19 protein-coding genes and 2 tRNA genes are annotated in these 20,530 nt (G+C 63.6%); 7 read left to right on the plus strand and 14 right to left on the minus strand.

Annotation, left to right across the window (positions count from 1 at the left end; genetic code table 11):
- Positions 1–3 precede the first annotated feature (3 nt).
- From U6115_RS18020 to U6115_RS18080, 13 genes are all read right to left on the minus strand, one after another.
- Positions 4–1,803 (minus strand): methyl-accepting chemotaxis protein, encoded by a 1,800-nt coding sequence (locus U6115_RS18020; RefSeq protein WP_043575486.1) that lies wholly within the window; start codon positions 1,801–1,803, stop codon positions 4–6.
- Between the two features lie 80 nt (positions 1,804–1,883).
- Positions 1,884–2,489: a methyltransferase domain-containing protein gene (locus U6115_RS18025; RefSeq protein WP_043575488.1), complete on the minus strand. Its 606-nt coding sequence runs from the start codon at positions 2,487–2,489 to the stop codon at positions 1,884–1,886.
- A 15-nt stretch (positions 2,490–2,504) separates the two neighbouring features.
- A complete protein-coding gene (locus U6115_RS18030; protein ID WP_043575490.1) occupies positions 2,505–2,885 on the minus strand; it encodes a DUF1289 domain-containing protein in 381 nt (126 codons plus the stop codon).
- A gap of 182 nt (positions 2,886–3,067) precedes the next feature.
- Positions 3,068–3,144, minus strand: a tRNA-Pro gene (locus U6115_RS18035).
- Positions 3,145–3,174: 30 nt separating this feature from the next.
- Positions 3,175–3,540, minus strand: coding sequence for a MerR family transcriptional regulator (locus tag U6115_RS18040; protein ID WP_230623367.1), 366 nt, complete (start codon positions 3,538–3,540; stop codon positions 3,175–3,177).
- A complete protein-coding gene (locus tag U6115_RS18045) occupies positions 3,509–3,811 on the minus strand; it encodes an integration host factor subunit alpha (RefSeq protein WP_011134908.1) in 303 nt (100 codons plus the stop codon). Before U6115_RS18045 ends, U6115_RS18040 begins: the two co-directional genes overlap by 32 nt.
- 69 nt (positions 3,812–3,880) lie before the next feature.
- Positions 3,881–6,238, minus strand: a complete 2,358-nt coding sequence (gene pheT, locus U6115_RS18050; RefSeq protein ID WP_043575495.1) for a phenylalanine--tRNA ligase subunit beta — start codon at positions 6,236–6,238, stop codon at positions 3,881–3,883.
- 18 nt (positions 6,239–6,256) lie between these two features.
- Positions 6,257–7,243 (minus strand): phenylalanine--tRNA ligase subunit alpha, encoded by a 987-nt coding sequence (locus tag U6115_RS18055; protein ID WP_043575498.1) that lies wholly within the window; start codon positions 7,241–7,243, stop codon positions 6,257–6,259.
- 142 nt (positions 7,244–7,385) lie between these two features.
- Complete coding sequence (gene rplT / locus U6115_RS18060; RefSeq protein WP_043575501.1) at positions 7,386–7,745, minus strand: 50S ribosomal protein L20; 360 nt, start codon at positions 7,743–7,745, stop codon at positions 7,386–7,388.
- Between the two features lie 13 nt (positions 7,746–7,758).
- Entirely contained in the window at positions 7,759–7,956 is a 198-nt protein-coding gene (gene rpmI, locus U6115_RS18065; protein WP_011134904.1) for a 50S ribosomal protein L35, read from the minus strand.
- A 154-nt stretch (positions 7,957–8,110) separates the two neighbouring features.
- Positions 8,111–8,638 (minus strand): translation initiation factor IF-3, encoded by a 528-nt coding sequence (gene infC / locus U6115_RS18070; protein ID WP_080509618.1) that lies wholly within the window; start codon positions 8,636–8,638, stop codon positions 8,111–8,113.
- Positions 8,639–8,671: 33 nt separating this feature from the next.
- Entirely contained in the window at positions 8,672–10,573 is a 1,902-nt protein-coding gene (gene thrS, locus U6115_RS18075) for a threonine--tRNA ligase (protein ID WP_043575503.1), read from the minus strand.
- Between the two features lie 193 nt (positions 10,574–10,766).
- Positions 10,767–10,843, minus strand: a tRNA-Val gene (locus U6115_RS18080).
- A gap of 124 nt (positions 10,844–10,967) precedes the next feature.
- Here U6115_RS18080 and tgt point away from each other — a divergent pair.
- The 7 genes from tgt to U6115_RS18115 all read left to right on the plus strand — a co-directional run bounded on the left by tgt (position 10,968) and on the right by U6115_RS18115 (position 19,130).
- The gene (tgt, locus tag U6115_RS18085; RefSeq protein WP_043575505.1) at positions 10,968–12,083 is read left to right on the plus strand and encodes a tRNA guanosine(34) transglycosylase Tgt; all 1,116 of its coding nucleotides are present in this window, start codon (positions 10,968–10,970) and stop codon (positions 12,081–12,083) included.
- 131 nt (positions 12,084–12,214) lie between these two features.
- Positions 12,215–12,538 carry a preprotein translocase subunit YajC gene (gene yajC, locus U6115_RS18090; RefSeq protein ID WP_043575507.1) on the plus strand — a complete coding sequence of 108 codons (324 nt, stop codon included), beginning with the start codon at positions 12,215–12,217 and terminating at the stop codon, positions 12,536–12,538.
- 66 nt (positions 12,539–12,604) lie between these two features.
- The gene (gene secD, locus U6115_RS18095) at positions 12,605–14,455 is read left to right on the plus strand and encodes a protein translocase subunit SecD (protein ID WP_043575508.1); all 1,851 of its coding nucleotides are present in this window, start codon (positions 12,605–12,607) and stop codon (positions 14,453–14,455) included.
- A gap of 3 nt (positions 14,456–14,458) precedes the next feature.
- The gene (secF, locus tag U6115_RS18100; RefSeq protein WP_043575510.1) at positions 14,459–15,394 is read left to right on the plus strand and encodes a protein translocase subunit SecF; all 936 of its coding nucleotides are present in this window, start codon (positions 14,459–14,461) and stop codon (positions 15,392–15,394) included.
- An 81-nt stretch (positions 15,395–15,475) separates the two neighbouring features.
- Entirely contained in the window at positions 15,476–16,120 is a 645-nt protein-coding gene (locus tag U6115_RS18105) for a DedA family protein (RefSeq protein WP_043575512.1), read from the plus strand.
- 70 nt (positions 16,121–16,190) lie between these two features.
- Positions 16,191–18,086: a DNA mismatch repair endonuclease MutL gene (gene mutL / locus U6115_RS18110; protein ID WP_043575514.1), complete on the plus strand. Its 1,896-nt coding sequence runs from the start codon at positions 16,191–16,193 to the stop codon at positions 18,084–18,086.
- 102 nt (positions 18,087–18,188) lie between these two features.
- Positions 18,189–19,130 carry an alpha/beta hydrolase gene (locus U6115_RS18115; RefSeq protein WP_043575795.1) on the plus strand — a complete coding sequence of 314 codons (942 nt, stop codon included), beginning with the start codon at positions 18,189–18,191 and terminating at the stop codon, positions 19,128–19,130.
- Positions 19,131–19,189: 59 nt separating this feature from the next.
- Here the strand turns inward: U6115_RS18115 and U6115_RS18120 are convergent, their stop codons facing one another.
- Positions 19,190–20,479: an NAD(P)/FAD-dependent oxidoreductase gene (locus U6115_RS18120; protein ID WP_043575516.1), complete on the minus strand. Its 1,290-nt coding sequence runs from the start codon at positions 20,477–20,479 to the stop codon at positions 19,190–19,192.
- Positions 20,480–20,530: the final 51 nt, after the last annotated feature.

Below are 20,530 nucleotides of genomic sequence, written 5' to 3' on the forward strand. Positions count from 1 at the left end.
GGCTCAGCCTTGAGCCAGCAGGCTGTTGGGGTCGAAGCCCACCCGCAGCGCCCCCCAATGCCGCCCGCGCAGTTGCAGCGGCAGCACCACTTCGGACAACACTTCGCCGGTATCGCGGCTGTAAGTCTGCAGCAGGAACGGTTGATTGTTGCGCGCCGCGCGCAAACCGGCTGGATCGTTGAAGATGCGCTTGTCGCGGCTTTCGGCCAAGTCCCGCGCCGCGTCGCCGCTCAGCGGCCGGCTGTACCAGCTGTTATGGGTGGGCGCGTAACCGTTGCCATCCACCGCCACGCAGAACTTGCCTCCCGGAATCAAGCCCACCAGTTTGTCCAGCATCGGCTGCAACAGTTTTTCCAGCTTGCCGTCGTAAACGGTGCGGTATTTGACCGGCGCGGTGCCCGCGATGGGCTGGTAGCGCTGATCGAACAGATCCACCCCGCGCTGCAATTCGGCCTGCAGCAGCTGCTGCACCTCGTCGCGCACTCCCCGCGCTTGATTCACCGCCTGATCGAACACGCCGTCGCCGATCACGAACTTCGACACCAGTTCCTGCACCTGCTCGGCTGCCGCGGTCAACTCCGCCGCCGCGCTCTCGGTCTGGCCCAGGCGGCCGCTCACCTGCCGCCCCAACACGTGGATTTCCGCCACGTGCTCGTTCACCTGGTGATTGGACTCGGAGAAATCGTGCATGGTCGCCGCGATCTGGCTCAGGCTGGTCGAGGTGGCCTCGAAGTCGCCCATCATCTTGCTGAAGTGCTCGGAAGCGCGCGAAATCACGTCGCGCGCCTGATTGGTATCCTGGGTGATCGCCGCCGTCTCCTGCTGCGTTTCCGCCACCAGGCCCAGCATGCCGTCGATATTGTGCGAGATTTCGTCGGTGGCCTTTTTCACCCGCTCCGCCAGCTTGCGCACCTCGTCCGCCACCACCGCGAAGCCGCGGCCGCTTTCGCCGGCGCGCGCCGCCTCGATCGCCGCGTTCAAGGCCAGCAGATTGGTCTGCTCCGACACGTCCTTGATCAGATCGACGATGGTCTTGATGCTGGCCGAACGCTGGCTGAGATCCCCCACCGTCAGATTGAAATGACCCACCTTGCGGCTGATGTCGTGGATGCTGCCGGTCACCAGCCGCAATTCCTCGCAAGACTCCTGCGCCACCTTCAAGTTTTCCGCCGTGGTGGCGGAAATCGCCTCGGTCTGCTCGGTCACCTGCTCCACGCCGCGCGTGCTCTGCTCGCTGGCCTGGCTCACCTGCCTGGCCAGCTCGTCTTGCTGGCGCGCGCTGCCCAGCGATTCGCTGACGTTGCGCCGCGTCACCGCCGAGTCCATCGCGATGCGCACCGTCATCAGGCGGACGTTGCTGATGATCTCGCGCATCTTCAACAGGAAACGGTTGTACGACAGCGATAGATCGCGGATTTCATCGTAAGTCACCGTGGGAATCTCGCGCGACAGGTCGCCGGCGCCGGCGCCGATTTCATTGAAGATCTGGATGATCATGTTAAGCGGCCGCACGATCAGATAACGCAGATACCACACCATGAAAGCGATGAAGACGAAACTGACCAGCCACAAGCCCAGCGTCCAGGACAACGCGCTGTCGATATTTCCCTCCACGCTGGCCAGCACCTGCGGCGCCACCCCGGCCGTCCGCAGAGTCGCGCGGATATCAGACAGCGCGTAATAGCAATATCCCACCATCAAAAGCTGAAAGCCGCTGATGAAGAAGAAGCTGCATAATTTTCTGCTGAGGGTATTCCAGAAGTTTTTTTCCGAAAACGTGTAAAGACGCCAAAACCACTCCATTTGCTCTCCTCCTGAACAGTCCGCATCATTATTTTTATTGGTCGGTATTTTTTCTTAAAACGATTCGAATGGCCAGAACCTCACGCCGTCAAAGCTTGATCCAGATCAAGCTTGCGCCTGCGCCAGACCATCCAGTGCTCCTGGCCGCGGAACACTGGCAATCCAGTCGGCAACAATTGCTTTTCCTCCAGCGAAAACCAATTGCCCAGCAACGCTTCCAATTGCGCCTCCGCGATGCCGAACGGCGGCCCGCGGTCGGTTTGCGCCAGGAAGAACACCCCGGCCAGCGCTCCGCCAGGCGCCACCAGCCTCGCCACGCCATCAGCATATCCCTTTCTCATGGCAATGGGCAAAGCGCACAAAAAAGCCCGCTCGAACACACAGTCGAAAGCGGGCAAATCCAGTTGGAAAAAATCGGCCAGCATCAGCTTGTCCGCCAGGCCTGGCCATTGCCTGCGCGCCAGATCCAGCGCCGACTGGCTGAAGTCCACCGCCAGCACCTGATGGCCCATGGCGTGCAGCGGCGGCATATCCGACGCGCTGCCGCAGCCGGGCAGCAAGACCCGCATCGGCACCTGGCCAGAAAAGAAGTCCCGGGCCGGCGCTGGCAGCTCCGCCCCCTCCCAAGGCATCACGCCCTCCTGGTAGCGCTGCTCCCAAAACTGCGGCTGCGAACTATCCTGCATGCGTCCTCCAGAAAATCAACGTTGCGCCAGCAGCCAGCTGGCCGCCCGCTCCAGCGTCAAGCCCTCGCAACACAGCTGTTCGTCCCGCCCCGCGGCATCACGCCGCAGCAGCGCGCCGCCGCCTTCCTCCAGCCGGTAGTGCGAGCCGTCCGGCAACCTGCCCCACTCGACGCCATCCAGGCTGTCCAGCTCCAGCAGCGCCGAACACGCGGCCGCCAGCTGCAACAGCCGCTGCCGCTGCGGCAGGCGGCTCCATACCGCTTCGCGCTCATCCGCGCCCATGAAGCACCACTGGCTGATCTCGCCGAAAGTGCGGGCGCAGCCGCGGCAGACATTGTCGCCAAGCGCGGTCGAACACAGGGCGATGCAAGGCGAATCGGGACGGGTCGTACTCATGGAAATCCATTGCTCAACACAAATGAAAACAAAATCTTGCGGAAATAACCGCCCGTTTATTCAAAAAGGCGGAATAGCAGAATATATCAGTTGCGGAGAAAATCAAACGACGCGGAGAAACCGCGGGAGGAAAACAAAAAGCCCGGAATGATCCGGGCTTTTCATCAAACTGAATTTGGTTTTGGTCGGGGTGAGAAGATTCGAACTTCCGACCCCCTGCACCCCATGCAGGTGCGCTACCAGGCTGCGCTACACCCCGACTCAAGAGAAACGTATTCTAACCGATTTATTATGGCTTGCCAATACCCGAATCCAGCCAATTCAGGATGGATTCCAATTCGGCGCGCACTTCCTGCGCCGTGATCGGACGCTCGGAAACTTCCCCCATGCCCAAGCGCTGGCGCGCGCCCTGTATGGTGAAACCGTCGTCGTAAAGCAAGGCGCGGATGCGCCTTACCAGCAAAACCTCATGATGCTGGTAATAACGGCGATTGCCGCGCCGTTTCACCTGGCGCAGCTGGGAAAATTCCTGCTCCCAATATCTCAATACATGCGGCTTCACACCAGTCAGCTCGCCGACTTCGCTGATGGTGAAGTAACGCTTGGATGGAATTGACGGCAGATCAGCCTTGCTTGTTAGCATGGTATTGCTCAACCATTCCCTTGAGTTTCTGGCTTGCGTGGAACGTTACCACACGACGCGCGGTGATGGGAATCTCTTCCCCGGTCTTGGGGTTGCGTCCCGGACGCTGCGGCTTGTCGCGCAGTTGGAAATTGCCGAAACCGGACAATTTCACCGAATCTCCCGACTCCAGAGCCAGCCGGATCTCTTCGAAAAACGACTCGACCATGTCCTTGGCTTCGCGTTTGTTCAGACCTACCTGGTCAAACAGCAAATCGGCCAGTTCAGCCTTCGTCAAAGTCATGACATTCCCCTCAAACTTCTAAGCAGCAAACGGCGGGCAGCCATCAATGGCTCCCCGCTCACTTCATAATCAAACGCGCAGCTGCGCGCCCAGTCCCGACACGGCATCCAGCAGCGCCTGCAGCGCAGGCTCCACATCCTCGTCGGTCAGAGTGCGGCTATTGTCCTGCATCAGCACGCTAAAGGCCAGACTCTTCTTGCCTTCCGCCACGCCTTTGCCACGATACACATCGAACAAGGCGATATCGGTGACAATTTGCGCGCGTTTCGGCGCGAAGGCTGCCATCAGCTGCGCCACAGTCACCTGCTCGTCCACCACCAGCGCCAAATCGCGGCGCACCGGCTGGAACTTGCTCACCGGCTTGGCCTTGATGCGGTCGCGGGCGATGGCGCAAGCCAGATCCAGCTCGAACAGCACCGGCGCGCTCGGCAGATCGTAAGCCTGCACCCATTGCGGGTGCAGCTCGCCGATCACGCCGGCCAGCTTGCCATCCACCAGCACCTCGGCGCAGCGGCCGGGATGGAAGGCCGGATGGGCCGCCTTGCGGTATTCCGCCTTGAGCGGATGCAGCAGCGCCTCGACATCGGCCTTCACATCGAAGAAATCGACGCGCTCGGCCTTGGCCGCCCACTGCTCGGCCAGGCGCGGCCCCCAGGCCAGGCCCGCCACTTTTTCCGGCTGCTCGAAGCCCTGCTCGCCGCGCAGGAACACTCGCGCCACCTCAAACAAGCGCACGCGCGGATGCTTGCGATTGATATTGCCGGCCAAGGTGTCCACCAGGCCGCCGATCAGCGTCGAGCGCATCACGCTCATCTGGCTGGCGATCGGATTCTGCAGACGAATGGCCTTGTCGTTGCCGGCGAAATCCCGCTCCCAGCGCTCGTCGACAAAGGCGTAGCTGACCACTTCCTGGTAGTCGCGCGCCGCCAACAAGTGGCGCAGCTGGTCCACCGGGCGCTGCTCTTCCGGCTGCTTGAGCATGCTCATGCCGGAGCGCGGCGCGTCGGACGGGATGCTGTTGTAGCCGTAAACGCGAGCCACTTCCTCAATCAGGTCTTCCTCGATCTCGATGTCGAAGCGGAACGATGGCGCCTGCACGGTGAACACGTCGTTTTCCAGCGTGTGCGGTAGGCTCAGGCGCGACAGGATGTCGGCGATCTGCTCGGCGCTCAGCGCCACGCCCAGCACTTTGGCCACGCGGGCGACACGCAGCTTCACCTCTTGGCGCTGCGGCAGCTCGGCAACCTCTTCCACCACCGGGCCGGCGGCGCCGCCGCAGATGTCCAGCACCAGGCGGGTGGCGCATTCGATCGCCTCGCGCTGCAGCTGAAAGTCCACGCCGCGCTCGTAGCGGTAGGACGAATCGGAGCCGAAGCCCAGCTCGCGCGCGCGGCCGGCGATGGCGGCCGGCGCAAAGAACGCCGACTCCAGGAAAATGTCCTGGCTCGCGGCGGTGACGCCGCTGTGCTCGCCGCCCATGAAACCGCCCATCGCCAATACCTTGGCGTCGTCGGCGATCACCAGATGATGCGGCTTCAGCTCGACAGTCTTCTCATTCAGGCACAGCAGGCTTTCGCCCGCGCGCGCCATGCGCACGGCGATGCCGCCTTCGACCTTGGCCAGGTCGAAAGCGTGCATGGGCTGGCCCTGCTCCAGCAGGATGTAGTTGGTGATGTCCACGATGGCGGAGATCGAACGCAGGCCGGAACGCTCCAGGCGCTGGCGCATCCAGGCCGGCGTCGCCGCGGCGGCGTTGACGCCCCTGACCACGCGGCCCAGGTAGCGGCCGCAGGCCTCGCGCGCCTCGATCTTCACCGGACGCACGTCATCGATGGACGGCTTCACCGCCTCGATCGCCACCGGGCGCAGCTCGGCGCCGGTCAGCGCCGCCACTTCGCGGGCGATGCCGCGGATCGACAAGCTGTCGGCGCGGTTGGGGGTGATCTTCAGCGTGAACAGCTGGTCGTCCAGGCCCAGGTACTCGCGGATGTTCTGGCCGATCGGCGCGTCGTCCGGCAGCAGCATCAGGCCGTCCACATCATCCGGCACGCCCAGCTCCTTGCCGGAGCACAGCATGCCGCCCGATTCCACGCCGCGCATCTTGGTCGGCTTGATCTTGAAGTCGCCCGGCAGCACCGCGCCCGGCAGCGCGCAGGGAATGCGCACGCCGACGGCGACATTGGGCGCGCCGCAGACGATCTGCACCAGCTCGCCGCTGCCGACGTCAACCTTGGTCACGCGCAGGCGGTCGGCGTTTTCGTGCTTGACGCACTCTTTCACCTCGGCGATCACCACGCCGGAGAACGCCGGCGCGGCGGCTTGCGTTTCTTCCACTTCCAGACCCGCCATCGTCAGCAGGTGGGACAGTTCATCGGTGGTCAGCGCCGGATTGACCCAGCTTCTCAGCCATTGTTCGGAAAATTGCATAGTCGGCTCCGTGCGCGATCAGTTGAATTGCTTCAGGAAGTTGAGATCGTTCTCGAAGAACAGGCGCAGGTCGTTGACGCCGTAGCGCAGCATGGCAAAACGATCCAGGCCGATGCCGAAGGCGAAGCCGGTGTAGGTTTCCGGATCGATGTTGGCGATACGTAACACATTCGGGTGCACCATGCCGCAACCGCCCACTTCCAGCCAGCGGCCCTGCTCGTCGAGCACGTCGATTTCGGCCGAAGTTTCAGTGAACGGGAAAAAAGACGGACGGAAACGCACTTGCAGATCGTCGCGCTCGAAGAAACGGCGCAGGAAGTCGGTGACCACCGCTTTCAGGTCGGCGAAGGACACGCCCTCATCCACCCACAGGCCTTCCATCTGGTGGAACATCGGCGAGTGGGTCGCATCGGAATCCACGCGGTAGACGCGGCCCGGCGCGACGATCTTGATCGGCGGGCGATGGCTTTCCATGAAGCGCGCCTGGATCGGGCTGGTATGGGTGCGCAGCACGTCGCCGTTTTCAACGTAGAAGGTGTCCTGCATCGCGCGCGCCGGATGGTTTTCCGGAATGTTCAGCGCCTGGAAGTTGTAGAAATCGCTTTCGATTTCCGGGCCGTCGGCCACTTCGAAACCCATGGTGCGGAACAGGCCGGCGATGCGCTCCAGCGTCAGCGCCACCGGGTGCAGGCCGCCGCCCACCAGGCCGCGGCCCGGCAGCGTCACGTCCAGCGACTCGGCGGCCAGCTGGGCTTCCAGCTTGGCGGCGTTGAGCTGATCGCGCTTGTCGTTGTGCGCGGTTTCAAAAGCTTGCTTGGCCAGATTGATGGTGGCGCCGGCAGCCTTGCGCTCTTCCGGCGCCAGCTTGCCCAGTTGCTTGAGGAGTTCGGTCAGCTCGCCGCTCTTGCCAAGGTAGCGCGCCTTGACCTGCTCGAGCTCTATCAGATCGGCCGCGGCGGCGACTGCCGCCTGGCCGGCTTGGAGAATCGCGTCGACGTTGTTCATCGTGTTCCACACCGTATGCGAAAAGAAGGCTGACCACAGCAGGCGCTTGCCACACCCGGTCTAATCAGCGTTCTTGCGGCGCCAGGGCGCCGATGGCAAAAAAAAGGGAGGCAGAAGCCTCCCTTTAGATCCGTCCAGACGATTAAGCAGCGAGGCTTGCTTTCGCCTTTTCGACGATCTGCGCAAAAGCGGCCTTTTCGAACACGGCCAGATCGGCCAGGACCTTGCGGTCGATTTCGATGCCGGCTTTCTTCAGACCGTTCATGAACTTGCTGTACGGCAGGCCGTTTTCACGGGCAGCTGCGTTGATACGAGCGATCCACAGTTGACGGAACTGACGCTTTTTCTGACGACGGTCGCGGTAGGCGTATTGGCCCGCCTTCATCACCGCCTGTTTGGCGATGCGATAGACGTTCTTCCGGCGGCCGCGATAGCCTTTCGCCAGTGCGAGGATTTTCTTGTGACGAGCACGTGCGGTTACACCGCGTTTTACGCGTGGCATATTTCAGGTCTCCTTAAGCGTAGGGCATCATTGCGCGAACAGACGCCACGTTGGTCGCGTCCACCATGGAGGTGCCGCGCAGCTGGCGTTTGTTCTTGGTGGTCTTCTTGGTCAGGATGTGACGCTTGAAGGCGTGTGCACGCTTGAAACCACCGCCACCCAGTACTTTGAGACGCTTTTTCGCGCTCGACTTGGTCTTCATTTTCGGCATGGAAATGCTCCTGCTGAATTTTGTTTAGATTAGACACAGGGTGGCCCGAAAGCTCTTGAAACCACTGCGTCACGCTTTTGAGCAGATCGTTGCCGACCTACAAAACCGACACGGCAGAGCTGAGTCTGCCGTGTCGGAAAAACGATTATACCGATTATTTCTTCTTCGGTGCAATCATCATCACCATCTGGCGGCCTTCCAGGCGCGGGAACTGCTCCACCGTGCCCACTTCCGCCAGATCGGCTTCCACGCGCTTGAGCAGCGCGAGGCCGATATCCTGGTGCGCCATCTCACGACCGCGGAAGCGCAGAGTGACCTTGGCCTTGTCGCCTTCAGTCAGGAAACGAACCAGGTTGCGCAACTTGACGTTGTAATCGCCATCGTCGGTGCCCGGACGGAACTTGATTTCCTTGATCTGAACTTGTTTCTGCTTCTGCTTGGCTTCGTGGCGCTTCTTGGACATTTCGTACTTGTACTTGCCGTAGTCCATCAGCTTGCACACCGGAGGCTGAGCGGTCGGGGAAATCTCCACCAGGTCCACATCACCCTCTTCGGCCAGAGCCATTGCTTCACGCAGACTGACGATGCCAATCTGCTCACCTTCCTTACCTACCAGACGAATCTCACGAGCGGTAATCTCGCCGTTGATCCGTGCTTCGCGTTCCTGAGCTATAGCTGAAATCTCCTAATAAATGATGAGTATGCCGCCGCTGGATCAGGCCTCAGGCATCTCAGCCTTGAGGCGCGCGATGAACGCATCCAGCGTGAGCTGGCCCAGATCTTCGCCCCGGGCGCGCACGGCAACCAGACCGCCTGCCTTTTCCTTGTCGCCGATCACGATCTGATACGGCAACTTCTGCAGGCTGTGTTCGCGAATTTTATAGCCGATCTTCTCGTTTCTCAAGTCAAGCGCGACACGGAAGCCTTGTTTCTCAAGAGATTTGGCCACTTCAACAGCATAATCGGCCTGCGCTTCGGTGATATTCATCACCACCAGCTGCACCGGAGCCAGCCACAAGGGGAAGGCGCCGGCGTGGTTTTCGATCAGAATGCCGAGGAAGCGCTCCAGCGAGCCCAGCGCCGCGCGATGCAGCATCACCGGGCGTTTGCGGCTGTTGTCGTCGGCCACATATTCGGCATCCAGGCGCTCCGGCAGCATGAAGTCCAGCTGCAGCGTGCCGCACTGCCAGGAGCGGCCCAGCGCGTCCTTGATATGGTATTCGATCTTGGGACCGTAGAAAGCGCCCTCGCCCGGCAGCTCTTCCCACTCGACGCCGCAGGCGCGCAGCGCCTCGCGCATGCCTTCCTCTGCCTTGTCCCAGGTGGACTCTTCGCCGATGCGCTTTTCCGGACGCAGCGCCAGCTTGATCGACACCTTGTCGAAGCCGAAGCGGTCATACACTTCCATCACCAGGCGGTGGAAGTCCTTGGCCTCCTGGTTGATCTGGTCTTCGGTACAGAAAATGTGGCCATCATCCTGCACGAAGCCGCGCACGCGCATGATGCCATGCAGCGCGCCGGACGGCTCGTTGCGGTGGCAGGAACCGAATTCGGCGTAGCGCAGCGGCAGGTCGCGATAAGAGCGCAGGCCGCTGTTGAATACCTGAACGTGGCCCGGGCAGTTCATCGGCTTGACCGCATAGTCGCGCTTTTCCGATTCGGTGATGAACATGTTCTCGCGGTAGTTGGCGGCGTGGCCGGAACGCTCCCACAGATGGGCGTCCATCATCATCGGGGTGCGGATTTCCTTATAGCCTTCGCGGTTCAGCTTGTCGCGCATGTATTGCTCGACACTCTGCCACAGCTGCCAGCCTTTCGGATGCCAGAACACCATGCCCGGCGCTTCGTCCTGCAGGTGGAACAGGTCCAGCTGCACGCCCAGCTTGCGGTGGTCGCGCTTTTCCGCCTCTTCCAGCATATAGAGGTAGGCTTCCAGATCTTCCTTCTTGGCCCAGGCGGTGCCGTAGACGCGCTGCAGCATCTCGTTCTTGCTGTCGCCGCGCCAGTAGGCGCCGGCCACCTTCATCAGCTTGAACACCTTCAGCTTGCCGGTGGACGGCACGTGCGGGCCGCGGCACAGGTCGGTGAATTCGCCCTCGCGGTACAGCGACAGCACTTCGCCCTGCGGGATCGATTCGATGATCTCGGCCTTGTACGCCTCGCCGATCGACTTGAAGTAGGCGATGGCCTCGTCGCGCGGCAGCTCGTAACGCTCCACCGGAATGTCCTTCTTGGCCAGTTCGGCCATCTTCTTTTCGATGGCGACCAGGTCTTCCGGCGTGAACGGACGCTTGTAGGCGAAGTCGTAGTAGAAGCCGTTTTCGATCTCCGGCCCGATGGTCACCTGCGCCTCCGGGAACAGCTCCTTGACAGCGTAAGCCAGCAAGTGAGCGGTGGAGTGGCGGATGACGGACAGGCCGTCGGCGTCCTTGTCGGTGATGATGGCCAGATCGGCGTCGCCGTCGATCTGGAAGCTGGTATCCACCAGCTTGCCGTCCACGCGGCCCGCCAGCGCGGCGCGCGCGAGGCCGGCGCCGATGGAGGCGGCCACTTCATGGACCGTTACCGGTTTGTCGAAAGAACGGATAGAGCCGTCCGGCAAGCGAATGTCTGGCATATCAACTCCAACGAGGGCGAGTATTTTGTGTGATCGAATCTAAAACGAATTCAGAAAAAAAGGGTAAAAAAAAAGTGCGGCCTGAGCCGCACTTCTTTTTCGCATGGTACAACCCGCAAGGCTCAGCTTTGGTGAGTATGTCGGGTGGTGGTAGTTCGCAAGAAATTCACTTGGCAACTCCATGCATTGAATTTGGTAGGCACGATTGGATTCGAACCAACGACCCCCACCATGTCAAGGTGGTGCTCTAACCAACTGAGCTACGTGCCTGTCGTCGAGTGATGAATAATAAAGAAAGGCGCCTCTCTTGGCAAGAACAATTTTCCAGATGCGCCGCACATGCCGCGCTTCCTGTATACTAGCGGACTGATTTTGCTAAAAAAACATATCCAGAATGCTGAAGTTTACCGTACACAAGACCTCCGGCGGCGCGCGGCGCGGTACGCTGGAACTGAACCACGGCACCGTGGAAACCCCGGTTTTCCAGCCGGTGGGCACTTATGGCTCGGTCAAGGCGATGAGCCCGGTCGAGCTCAAGGATATCGGCGCCGAGATCATCCTGGGCAACACTTTCCACCTGTGGCTGCGCCCCGGGCTTGAGATCGTCGAGCAATTCGGCGGCCTGCACGAATTCATAGGCTGGGACCGCCCCATCCTCACCGACTCCGGCGGCTTCCAGGTGTTCAGCCTGTCCGACATGCGCAAGCTGACCGAGGAAGGCTGCACCTTCCAGAGCCCGATCAACGGCGACAAGCTGTTCCTGAGTCCGGAAATCTCGATGAAAATCCAGACCGTGCTCAATTCGGACATCGTGATGCAGCTGGACGAATGCACGCCCGGCCAGGTGGACCACGCCACCGCGCAGAAATCGCTGCAGATGAGCCTGCGCTGGGCCGAGCGCTCGCGCCGCGCCTTCGACGACCTGAAAAACCCGAACGCGCTGTTCGGCATCGTGCAGGGCAATCTGTACACCGACCTGCGCCAGGAGTCGCTGGAAGGCCTGCTGCAGGTTGGCTTCGACGGCATCGCCATCGGCGGCTTGTCGGTGGGCGAGCCCAAGCCTGAAATGTACCGAATGCTGACCGAACTGAAGGACATGCTGCCGGCCGACAAGCCCCACTACCTGATGGGCGTGGGCACGCCGGAAGACCTGGTGCACGGCGTGGCCAACGGCGTCGACATGTTCGACTGCGTGATGCCGACCCGCAACGCGCGCAACGGCTGGATCTTCACCCAATGGGGCGACGTCAAGATCAAGAACGCGCGCTACAAGGACGACAAGCGCCCGCTGGACGAGGCTTGCGAGTGCTACACCTGCAAGAACTTCAGCCGCGCCTACCTGCACCACCTGCACCGCGTCGGTGAGATTTTGGGCGCGCGCCTGAACACCATCCACAATCTGTTCTACTACCAGGAACTGATGCGCCAGGTGCGCAAGTCCATCGAAGACGACCGCTTCGAGGACTTCCGCCTGGAGTTCGCCGCCAACCGCGCGCGCGGCGTCAATTAATTAAAGCAGGGAACCAGGCGGCGCCGGAAACGGTCCCACGCCGCTGCCGCGCTCCATGGTTGGAAAAGCCATGGAGCATGGCTACAATGCCCTGTTTGAATCAGCAGCCATAACAACTAGGAGTCATCCTGATGTTCATCTCCCCCGCCTTCGCCGCCGGCAGCGGCAGCCCCGCCGGTTTCGACCTGATGGGCTTCCTGCCCATGATCGTGATTTTCGTGCTGTTCTGGTTCCTGATGGTGCGCCCGCAGCAGAAGCGCATGAAGGAAACCCAGAAGATGCTGTCGGAAATCCAGAAGGGCGATGAAGTCGTCACCCAGGGCGGCATCGTCGGCCGCGTGGCGAAAACCAGCGAGCAGTACCTGACCCTGGAAATCGCCAACGGCGTGGAAATCACCGTGCAGCGCGGCGCCGTCAGCGCCAAGCTGGAAAAAGGCACGATGAAGTCCCTGTAAGCAAGCCCCGGCCGCCCCGGACATCGTCCGCGGCGGCCTGTTCATTTCCCTCCCCAGAACTAGAACATGAACCGCTACCCTCTCTGGAAATACCTCGTCATCGTGGTGGCGCTGATCCTGTCGGCGATCTACACGCTGCCCAACTTCTACGGCGAAACCCCCGCCGTGCAGGTCTCCAGTTCGCGCCAGTCCGTCCCGGTGGACACCGCAGTGATGGCGCGGGTGGAAGAGGCGCTGAAAGCGCAGAACATCAGTCCTGACGGCGTCTTCCTCGACGCCGCCAACAGCCTGAAAGTGCGCTTCAAGGACACCGACACCCAGTTGAAGGCGCGCGACGCCATCCAGCACGCGCTGGGCGACAACTACATCATCGCGCTGAACCTGCTGCCGGCCTCCCCCGCCTGGCTGACCGCGCTGCACGCCAACCCGATGTTCCTGGGCCTTGACCTGCGCGGCGGCGTCCACTTCCTGCTGGAAGTCGACATGAAGGCCGCCACCGACAAGACCATGGAACGCTACGCAGGCGATCTGCGCCGCGAGCTGAAGAACAAGCAGGTGCGCTACGGCGCCATCAAGCGCAACGGCAATACGCTGGAAGTGCAGCTGCGCGACGGCGACACGCTGAAATCGGCGCAGGACGTGGCCTACCGCACGCTGCCGACCCTGGCGGTGCAAACCGACGACGCCAGCAACCGCCTGCTGCTGACGCTGAAGCCGGAAGAAATCACCAAGATCCAGAGCGACGCGGTCAAGCAGAACATCATGACGCTGCATAATCGCGTCAACGAGCTGGGCACCACCGAACCCATCATCCAGCAGGCGGGCCCCAACCGCATCGTGGTGCAGCTGCCCGGCATCCAGGACACCGCCCGCGCCAAGGACATCATCGGCCGCACCGCCACGCTGCAGGTGCGCATGGTGGAAGACGACCAAGGCAAGCTGAGCGACGCCGTCAACGGCAACGTTCCCTCTGGCTACGAACTGCTGGACGACGTCAGCTCGCGCGGCCACAGCAAGATCCTGCTGAAGAACGACGTGGAGCTGACCGGCGACAACATCAACGACGCCAACCCCAGCTTCGACCAGTTCGGCGCGCCCGCCGTCAGCATCACGCTAGACAGCGCCGGTGCCGCCATCTTCCGCCAGCTCACCGCCGAGAACGTCGGCAAGCGCATGGCGATGGTGCTGGTGGAAAAGGGCCGCAAGGAAGTGGTGACCGCGCCGGTGATCCGCCAGGAAATCGGCGGCGGCCGCGTGGAAATCTCCGGCAGCATGAACGCCGCCGAAGCCAACGACACCGCGCTGCTGCTGCGCGCCGGCTCCCTGGCCGCCCCGATGAACATCATCGAGGAACGCACCATCGGCCCGAGCCTGGGCCAGGAAAACATCGAGAAGGGCTTCCACGCCACGCTGTGGGGCTTCGCCGCCATCGTCGCCTTCATGGTGCTGTACTACGGCCTGTTCGGCGTGTTCTCCGGCCTGTCGCTGGCGATCAACGTGTTCCTGCTGGTGGCCATCCTGTCCGCGCTGCAGGCCACGCTGACCTTGCCCGGCATCGCCGCCATCGCGTTGGCGCTGGGCATGGCGATTGACGCCAACGTGCTGATCAACGAGCGCATCCGCGAGGAGCTGCGCAACGGCGTGCCGCCGCACTCGGCGATCCAGGCCGGCTACGGCCACGCCTGGGCCACCATCCTGGACTCCAACGTCACCACGCTGATCGCCGGCCTGGCGCTGATGATCTTCGGCACCGGTCCGGTGCGCGGCTTCGCCATCGTGCACTGCCTCGGCATCCTGACCTCGATGTTCTCGGCGGTGCTGGTTTCGCGCGGTCTGGTCAACCTGTGGTACGGCCGTCGCCGCAAACTGACCTCGCTGGCCATCGGCCAGGTGTGGAAACCGGAAAACAAGGGCTAAATCATGGAGCTTTTCCGCATCAAACGGGACATCCCGTTCATGAGCTACGGCAGGCTCACCACGGCGATCTCGCTGGTGACCTTCATCGTGGCGGTATTCTTCCTGGCCGCCCGCGGCCTGAATTTCAGCGTGGAATTCACCGGCGGCACCGTGCTGGAAGTGCAATACCAGCAATCGGCCGACCTGGACAAGATCCGCGACACCGTCGACCAGTTGAAGCTGGGCGAAGCCACCGTGCAGAACCTGGGCAGCAGCCGCGACGTGATGATCCGCCTGCCGAACAAGCCGGGCACCAGCTCGGCCCAACTGTCCGACAAGGTGATGGGCCAGCTCAAGGCCGCCGACAGCAGCGTGCAGCTGCGCAAGGTGGACTTCGTCGGCCCCAGCGTCGGCGCCGAACTGGTGTCCAGCGGCCTGACCGCCGTCATCCTGGTGTGCCTGGGCATCATGGCCTACCTGGCGCTGCGCTTCGAATGGCGCTTCGCGGTGGCGGCCATCATCGCCAACATGCACGACGTGGTGATCATCCTCGGCTGCTTCGCCTTCTTCCGCTGGGAATTCTCGCTGACCGTGCTGGCCGGCATCCTGGCGGTGCTGGGCTACTCGGTGAACGAGTCGGTGGTGGTGTTCGACCGGATCCGCGAAAACTTCCGCAAGCCGGGCATGCGCGGCCAGGCGGTGGCCTCGGTCATCGACAACGCCATCACCTCGACGATGAGCCGCACCATCATCACCCACTTCTCCACCGAGATGATGGTGGTGTCGATGCTGGTCTTCGGCGGCCCGGCGCTGCACGGCTTCGCGATGGCGCTGACCATCGGCATCCTGTTCGGCATCTACTCGTCGGTGCTGGTGGCCAGCCCGATCGCGCTGTGGCTGGGCGTGACGCGCGAGCACATGATCAAGCCGGTGAAACCAAAAGAGGAAGCGGTGGTCTGACCACCGCCCACTGAACGACTGGCCGGCTTTGTCCGGCCAGTTTTTTGTCCCGCCCACCCCGCAACACGCACTGGAACCCTCATGGAAGTTCTGACATTCCTGATCGATTTCATCCTGCACATCGACACCCACCTGGCGCAACTGGTGGCCGACTACGGCCCGTGGATCTACGCCATCCTGTTCCTGATCATCTTCTGCGAAACCGGCCTGGTGGTGACGCCCTTCCTGCCCGGCGACTCGCTGCTGTTCGTCGCCGGCGCCTTGGCCGCGATGGGCAAGATGGATGTGCACGCGCTGACCGCCACGCTGATCGTCGCCGGCGTGCTCGGCAACACCGCCAACTACACCATAGGCCGCTACCTCGGCAAAGCGCTGCTGCAGCGCTACCCGCGCCTGATCAAACAGGACTACCTGGACAAGACCCACGCCTTCTTCGCGCGCCACGGCGGCAAGACCATCATCTTCACCCGCTTCGCGCCCATCCTGCGCACCTTCGCCCCCTTCGTCGCCGGCATCGGCGCGATGGGCTACCGCCAGTTCACAGTCTACAACGTCGCCGGCGCGGTGATCTGGGTGGCCAGCTTCGTCTACGCCGGCTACTTCTTCGGCAATCTGCCCTTCGTGCGCAAGAACCTGGAACTGCTGGTGCTGGGCATCATCTTCGTCTCCTTCCTGCCGGCCATCATCGAATTCGCGCGCCACAAGCGCGCGGCCGCCAGGTCGTAATCCGTAGTAAAATCGACCAGGCCGCCCCAAGGGCGGCCTTTCGCTTTGATACCACGCCACAACGCCGCCCATGAAACGCATCCAACGCCTGCCCGACCACCTCGTCAACCAGATCGCCGCCGGCGAAGTGGTGGAACGCCCCGCCTCCGCGCTGAAGGAAATGCTGGAAAACAGCCTGGACGCCGGCTCGACGCGGATCAGCGTGGATCTGGCCCAGGGCGGCATCAAGCTGATCCGCGTCACCGACAACGGCGCCGGCATCGCGGCGGATGATCTGCCGCTGGCGCTGGATCGCCACGCCACCAGCAAGATCGCCTCGCTGGACGACCTGGAATCGGTGGGCACGCTGGGCTTCCGCGGCGAGGGGCTGGCCAGCGTGGCGTCGGTGTCCCGGCTGACGCTGGTGAGCCGGCCGCAAGACGCCGATCACGCGCACCAGATCATCGCGATAGACGGCACGCTGCACCCGGTGGAGCCGGCCGCACATCCGCACGGCACCAGCGTGGAAGTGGTGGACCTGTATTTCAACACCCCGGCGCGGCGCAAATTCCTCAAAAGCGAGAACACCGAGTACGCGCACTGCGCGGCCACTTTCGAGCGCATCGCGCTGGCGCATCCGCATGTCGAATTCCTGCTGCGCCACAACGGCAAGGTAGCGTGGCGGCTGCCGTCGCAAAGCGCTGAAGACCGCGTGGCGGCGCTATTGGGCAAGGACTTCGTCGCCGCCGCCATTCCGCTGGACAGTCAGGCCGGCCCGCTGGCGCTGACCGGCTTCGTCGCCTCGCCCACTTACTCCAAGGCCAGCCGCGACGCCCAGTACTTCTACGTCAACGGCCGCTTCGTGCGCGACAAGACCGCCCAGCACGCGCTGCGCCAGGCCTACCGCGACGTGCTGCACCACGACCGCCACCCGGCCTACGCGCTGTTCTTCACGCTTGAGCCGTCCGGCGTGGACGTCAACGTGCACCCGACCAAGATCGAAGTGCGCTTCCGCGAATCGCAAGCCGTGCACCAATTCCTGTTTCACAGCGTGCACAAGGCGCTGGCCGGCACCAGCGCCGGCGCCGCGCCGACGGTGCAGGTGGATGGCGCGGAACCGGCCGCGCCGCCGCTGCCGCGCGGCGAATCGGCCCCGCTGTTCGCCAGCCCCGCTCCCCGGCCAGCCACGTCCGGTATGCCGGCGCCGCAGCCCTTCCAGTATCAGCAGCAGTCCATCCCGCTGCATGTCGCCCGCGAAGCGGTGGGCGTCTATGACAAGATGTTCGGCGGCCTGCGCGAGGAAGAACGGGCGCTGTCGCGCGCCGAGCCGGCCATGCCCTCCCCCGCCGCGCCGCTGCCGCACCCGGCGGCGCTGGCCATGCCGGCGCACGACGAAAACGGCATCCCGCCGCTGGGCTTCGCGCTGGCGCAATTGCACGGCGTCTACATCCTCAGCCAATGCGCCGAAGGGCTGATTCTGGTGGACATGCACGCGGCGCACGAACGCATCGTCTACGAACGGCTGAAAACCGCGCTGGAAACCGACGCCATCCCGCTGCAGCCTTTGCTGCTGCCGGTGTCGTTCGCCGCAGACCGCATGGAGGTGGCCACCGCCCACGAGCACGGCGAAGAGATGAAACGGCTGGGCGTGGAGCTGGCGCCGCTGTCGCCGACCCAGATCGCCGTGCGCGGCGTGCCGGTGTGGCTGAAGGATGGCGATCCGGTGGACTTGGCGCGCGCGGTGCTGAAGGACGTGCGCGAGTTCGGCCTGACCCAAGTGCTGACCGAACGCCGCAACGAGCTGTTGGCCACCATGGCCTGCCACGGCGCGGTGCGCGCCAACCGCCAGCTGACCCTGCCGGAAATGAACGCGCTGCTGCGCGACATGGAAGCCACCGAGCGCTCCGGCCAGTGCAACCACGGCCGCCCCACCTGGAGCCGGCTGACCATGCGCGACCTGGACAAGCTGTTCATGCGCGGGCAGTGAGATTGTCGCGCCGCAGCCACGGCCGGCGTCTGCGGCGGCGACGCTTCATGACGTAGCAATACCTCGCGCCATATGATGGATGTTTCCCTGCAGGAGCCCATCATGCGTCTACTCCCTTACGCCGTTCTGCTTGCCGCGCTGGCGAGGCCCGCCCAGGCCGCGAACGAGTTGCCCATCGCGCTGGATACCGCCAGTGGCCGCATCGCCGGCTCGCTGCTGTTGCCGGAGCCCTCCGGCAAAGCGCCGGTCGCGCTGATCATCGCCGGCTCCGGCCCCACCAACCGCGACGGCGACAATCCGGGCCTGCCCTACGGCAGCGGCGGCTATCTGAAACAGCTGGCTCAGGCCTTGGCCGACGCCGGCATCGCTTCGGTTCGCTACGATAAACGCGCCATAGGCGAAAGCCGCGCCGCCGGCCTGGACGAGGCGGCGCTGCATTTCGACGACTATGTGGACGACGCGGCCGGCTGGATCGCCAAGCTGAAAACCGACCCGCGCTTCTCCAAGGTCGCGGTGATCGGCCACAGCGAAGGCTCGCTGATCGGCATGCTGGCCGCGCAGAAGCAGAACGCCGCCGCGTTCGTTTCGCTGGACGGCCCGGCGCGCAACGCGGCCGATTTCCTGCGAGCCCAGCTGGCGCCGCGGCTGCCGGAAGATCTGGCCAAGCAGAGCGAGCGGATTCTGCAAGCGCTGCGGCAGGGCCGCGAAGCCGACAACGTTCCAGGCCCGCTGCTGGTGGTGTACCGCCCCAGCATCCAGCCCTATCTGATTTCGTGGTTCCGCTACACTCCCACCGAGGCCATCCGCGCGCTGAAAGCGCCGACGCTGATCGTGCAGGGCGGCGCCGACCATCAGGTGCCGAAGGCGGAAGGCGAAACGCTGCACGCGGCCAAGCCGGACAGCCTGCTGCAAAACATCCCCGGCATGAATCACCTGCTGCGCGACGACGATCCGCAGCATCAAGCCTCCTACGGCGCAACGCCGCAGCCGTTGTCGCCAACGCTGGCGCCATCGGTCATTCGCTTTCTGAAACAGGCCCTGTAGGGAAGAAGCCCGGCCTTGCCGGGCGCTCCCCAGCCGCGCCAAGACCAGCGAAGCCGAGACTACAGATAGTCGCGCATCCGGTAGTAAGCCATCCCTAACACCAGCGCCGGGGTGCGCAACAACTTGCCGCCGGGAAAGTCGCGGTGGCGGATCTTGCCGAACAGGTCCAGCCGCGACGAGGTGCCGGCGATGGCCTCCGCCACCACCTTGCCGGCCAGGCCGGTGATGTTGACGCCGTGGCCGGAGAAACCCTGCAGGTAATAGACGTTGCCCGACAAGCGGCCGAAGTCCGGCGCGCGGTTGGCGGTGATGTCGCAGAAGCCGCCCCAGGCGTAATCGATGCGCGCGTCCGCCAGCTGCGGGAACACGCGCAGCATGTCGGCGCGCATGGCGCCGGCCAAGTCGCGCGGCTCATGGCCGGAATAGCTGACCTTGCCGCCGAACAGCAAGCGGTGGTCGGCCGACAGCCGGTAGTAGTCGAGCACGAAATTGGTGTCGCACACCGCCATATTGTCGGCGATCAGCGCGCGCGCCCTCGCCTCGCCCAGCGGCTCGGTGGCGATCACATAGGTGCCGGCCGGCATGATGCGCCGCTCCAGCTGCGGCGCCAGCGCGCCGATGTAGGAATTACAGGCCAGCACCAGTTGGCGGCAGCGGACCACGCCGTGCTCGGTGAATACCTTGGGCGCGTCGCCCTGCTCGATGCGCAGTGCCGGCGTCTGCTCATGGATGGCCACGCCGGCCCCCAGCGCCGCGCGGGCCAGGCCCAGCGTATAGTTGAGCGGGTGCAGATGGCCGGAGCGCGGGTCGAACAGCCCTCCCTGGTAGCGTTCGCTGGCCAGTTTGCCGCGCAGCGCGGCGCGGTCCCACAGCTGCTGGCCGCCATAGCCGTAGCGCTGCTCGGCCTCGCGCTGCCAGTCTTCCAATTCCCGCAGATGGCGGGGCTTCACCGCCACGTTGACGTAGCCGCGCTGCCAGTCGCAGGCGATGGCGTGGCGCCGCACGCGCTCGTCGATGATCTCCACCGCCTCCACCGACATGTCCCACAGCGCCCGCGCCGCCTCGTCGCCCAGCTGGCGGCGGATGCCGTCGATATCGCCGGCATAGCCGGCGATCACCTGGCCGCCGTTGCGGCCGGAGGCGCCGAAGCCGACCTGCGAGCCCTCCAGCAGAATCACCGAGAAACCCTTCTCGCGCAGGTTCAGCGCCGCCGACAGGCCGGCCAGCCCGCCGCCCACCACGCATACGTCGCAGCTGGCCTCGCCGCGCAGCGGCGGCTGCGGATCCCAGGCGTGGGCGGTGGCGGCGTAATAGGATGGCGGATGCGGCTGATGAGCGAAGCGCAGCATGGATTCCTCGATGTCGATTGCGGATAGGCCCCGGCAAGCCGGGGCCGGACA

This window comes from Chromobacterium subtsugae, assembly GCF_035919665.1.
GTDB lineage: Bacteria > Pseudomonadota > Gammaproteobacteria > Burkholderiales > Chromobacteriaceae > Chromobacterium > Chromobacterium subtsugae.

Coding starts and splice junctions, on each gene's coding strand:
- U6115_RS18020 (WP_043575486.1), bottom strand. CDS start 1,803: ATGGAGTGGTTTTGGCGTCTTTACACGTTTTCGGAAAAAAACTTCTGG.
- U6115_RS18025 (WP_043575488.1), bottom strand. CDS start 2,489: ATGCAGGATAGTTCGCAGCCGCAGTTTTGGGAGCAGCGCTACCAGGAG.
- U6115_RS18030 (WP_043575490.1), bottom strand. CDS start 2,885: ATGAGTACGACCCGTCCCGATTCGCCTTGCATCGCCCTGTGTTCGACC.
- U6115_RS18045 (WP_011134908.1), bottom strand. CDS start 3,811: ATGACTTTGACGAAGGCTGAACTGGCCGATTTGCTGTTTGACCAGGTA.
- pheT (WP_043575495.1), bottom strand. CDS start 6,238: ATGCAATTTTCCGAACAATGGCTGAGAAGCTGGGTCAATCCGGCGCTG.
- U6115_RS18055 (WP_043575498.1), bottom strand. CDS start 7,243: ATGAACAACGTCGACGCGATTCTCCAAGCCGGCCAGGCGGCAGTCGCC.
- rplT (WP_043575501.1), bottom strand. CDS start 7,745: ATGCCACGCGTAAAACGCGGTGTAACCGCACGTGCTCGTCACAAGAAA.
- rpmI (WP_011134904.1), bottom strand. CDS start 7,956: ATGCCGAAAATGAAGACCAAGTCGAGCGCGAAAAAGCGTCTCAAAGTA.
- thrS (WP_043575503.1), bottom strand. CDS start 10,573: ATGCCAGACATTCGCTTGCCGGACGGCTCTATCCGTTCTTTCGACAAA.
- tgt (WP_043575505.1), top strand. CDS start 10,968: ATGCTGAAGTTTACCGTACACAAGACCTCCGGCGGCGCGCGGCGCGGT.
- yajC (WP_043575507.1), top strand. CDS start 12,215: ATGTTCATCTCCCCCGCCTTCGCCGCCGGCAGCGGCAGCCCCGCCGGT.
- secD (WP_043575508.1), top strand. CDS start 12,605: ATGAACCGCTACCCTCTCTGGAAATACCTCGTCATCGTGGTGGCGCTG.
- secF (WP_043575510.1), top strand. CDS start 14,459: ATGGAGCTTTTCCGCATCAAACGGGACATCCCGTTCATGAGCTACGGC.
- U6115_RS18105 (WP_043575512.1), top strand. CDS start 15,476: ATGGAAGTTCTGACATTCCTGATCGATTTCATCCTGCACATCGACACC.
- mutL (WP_043575514.1), top strand. CDS start 16,191: ATGAAACGCATCCAACGCCTGCCCGACCACCTCGTCAACCAGATCGCC.
- U6115_RS18115 (WP_043575795.1), top strand. CDS start 18,189: ATGCGTCTACTCCCTTACGCCGTTCTGCTTGCCGCGCTGGCGAGGCCC.
- U6115_RS18120 (WP_043575516.1), bottom strand. CDS start 20,479: ATGCTGCGCTTCGCTCATCAGCCGCATCCGCCATCCTATTACGCCGCC.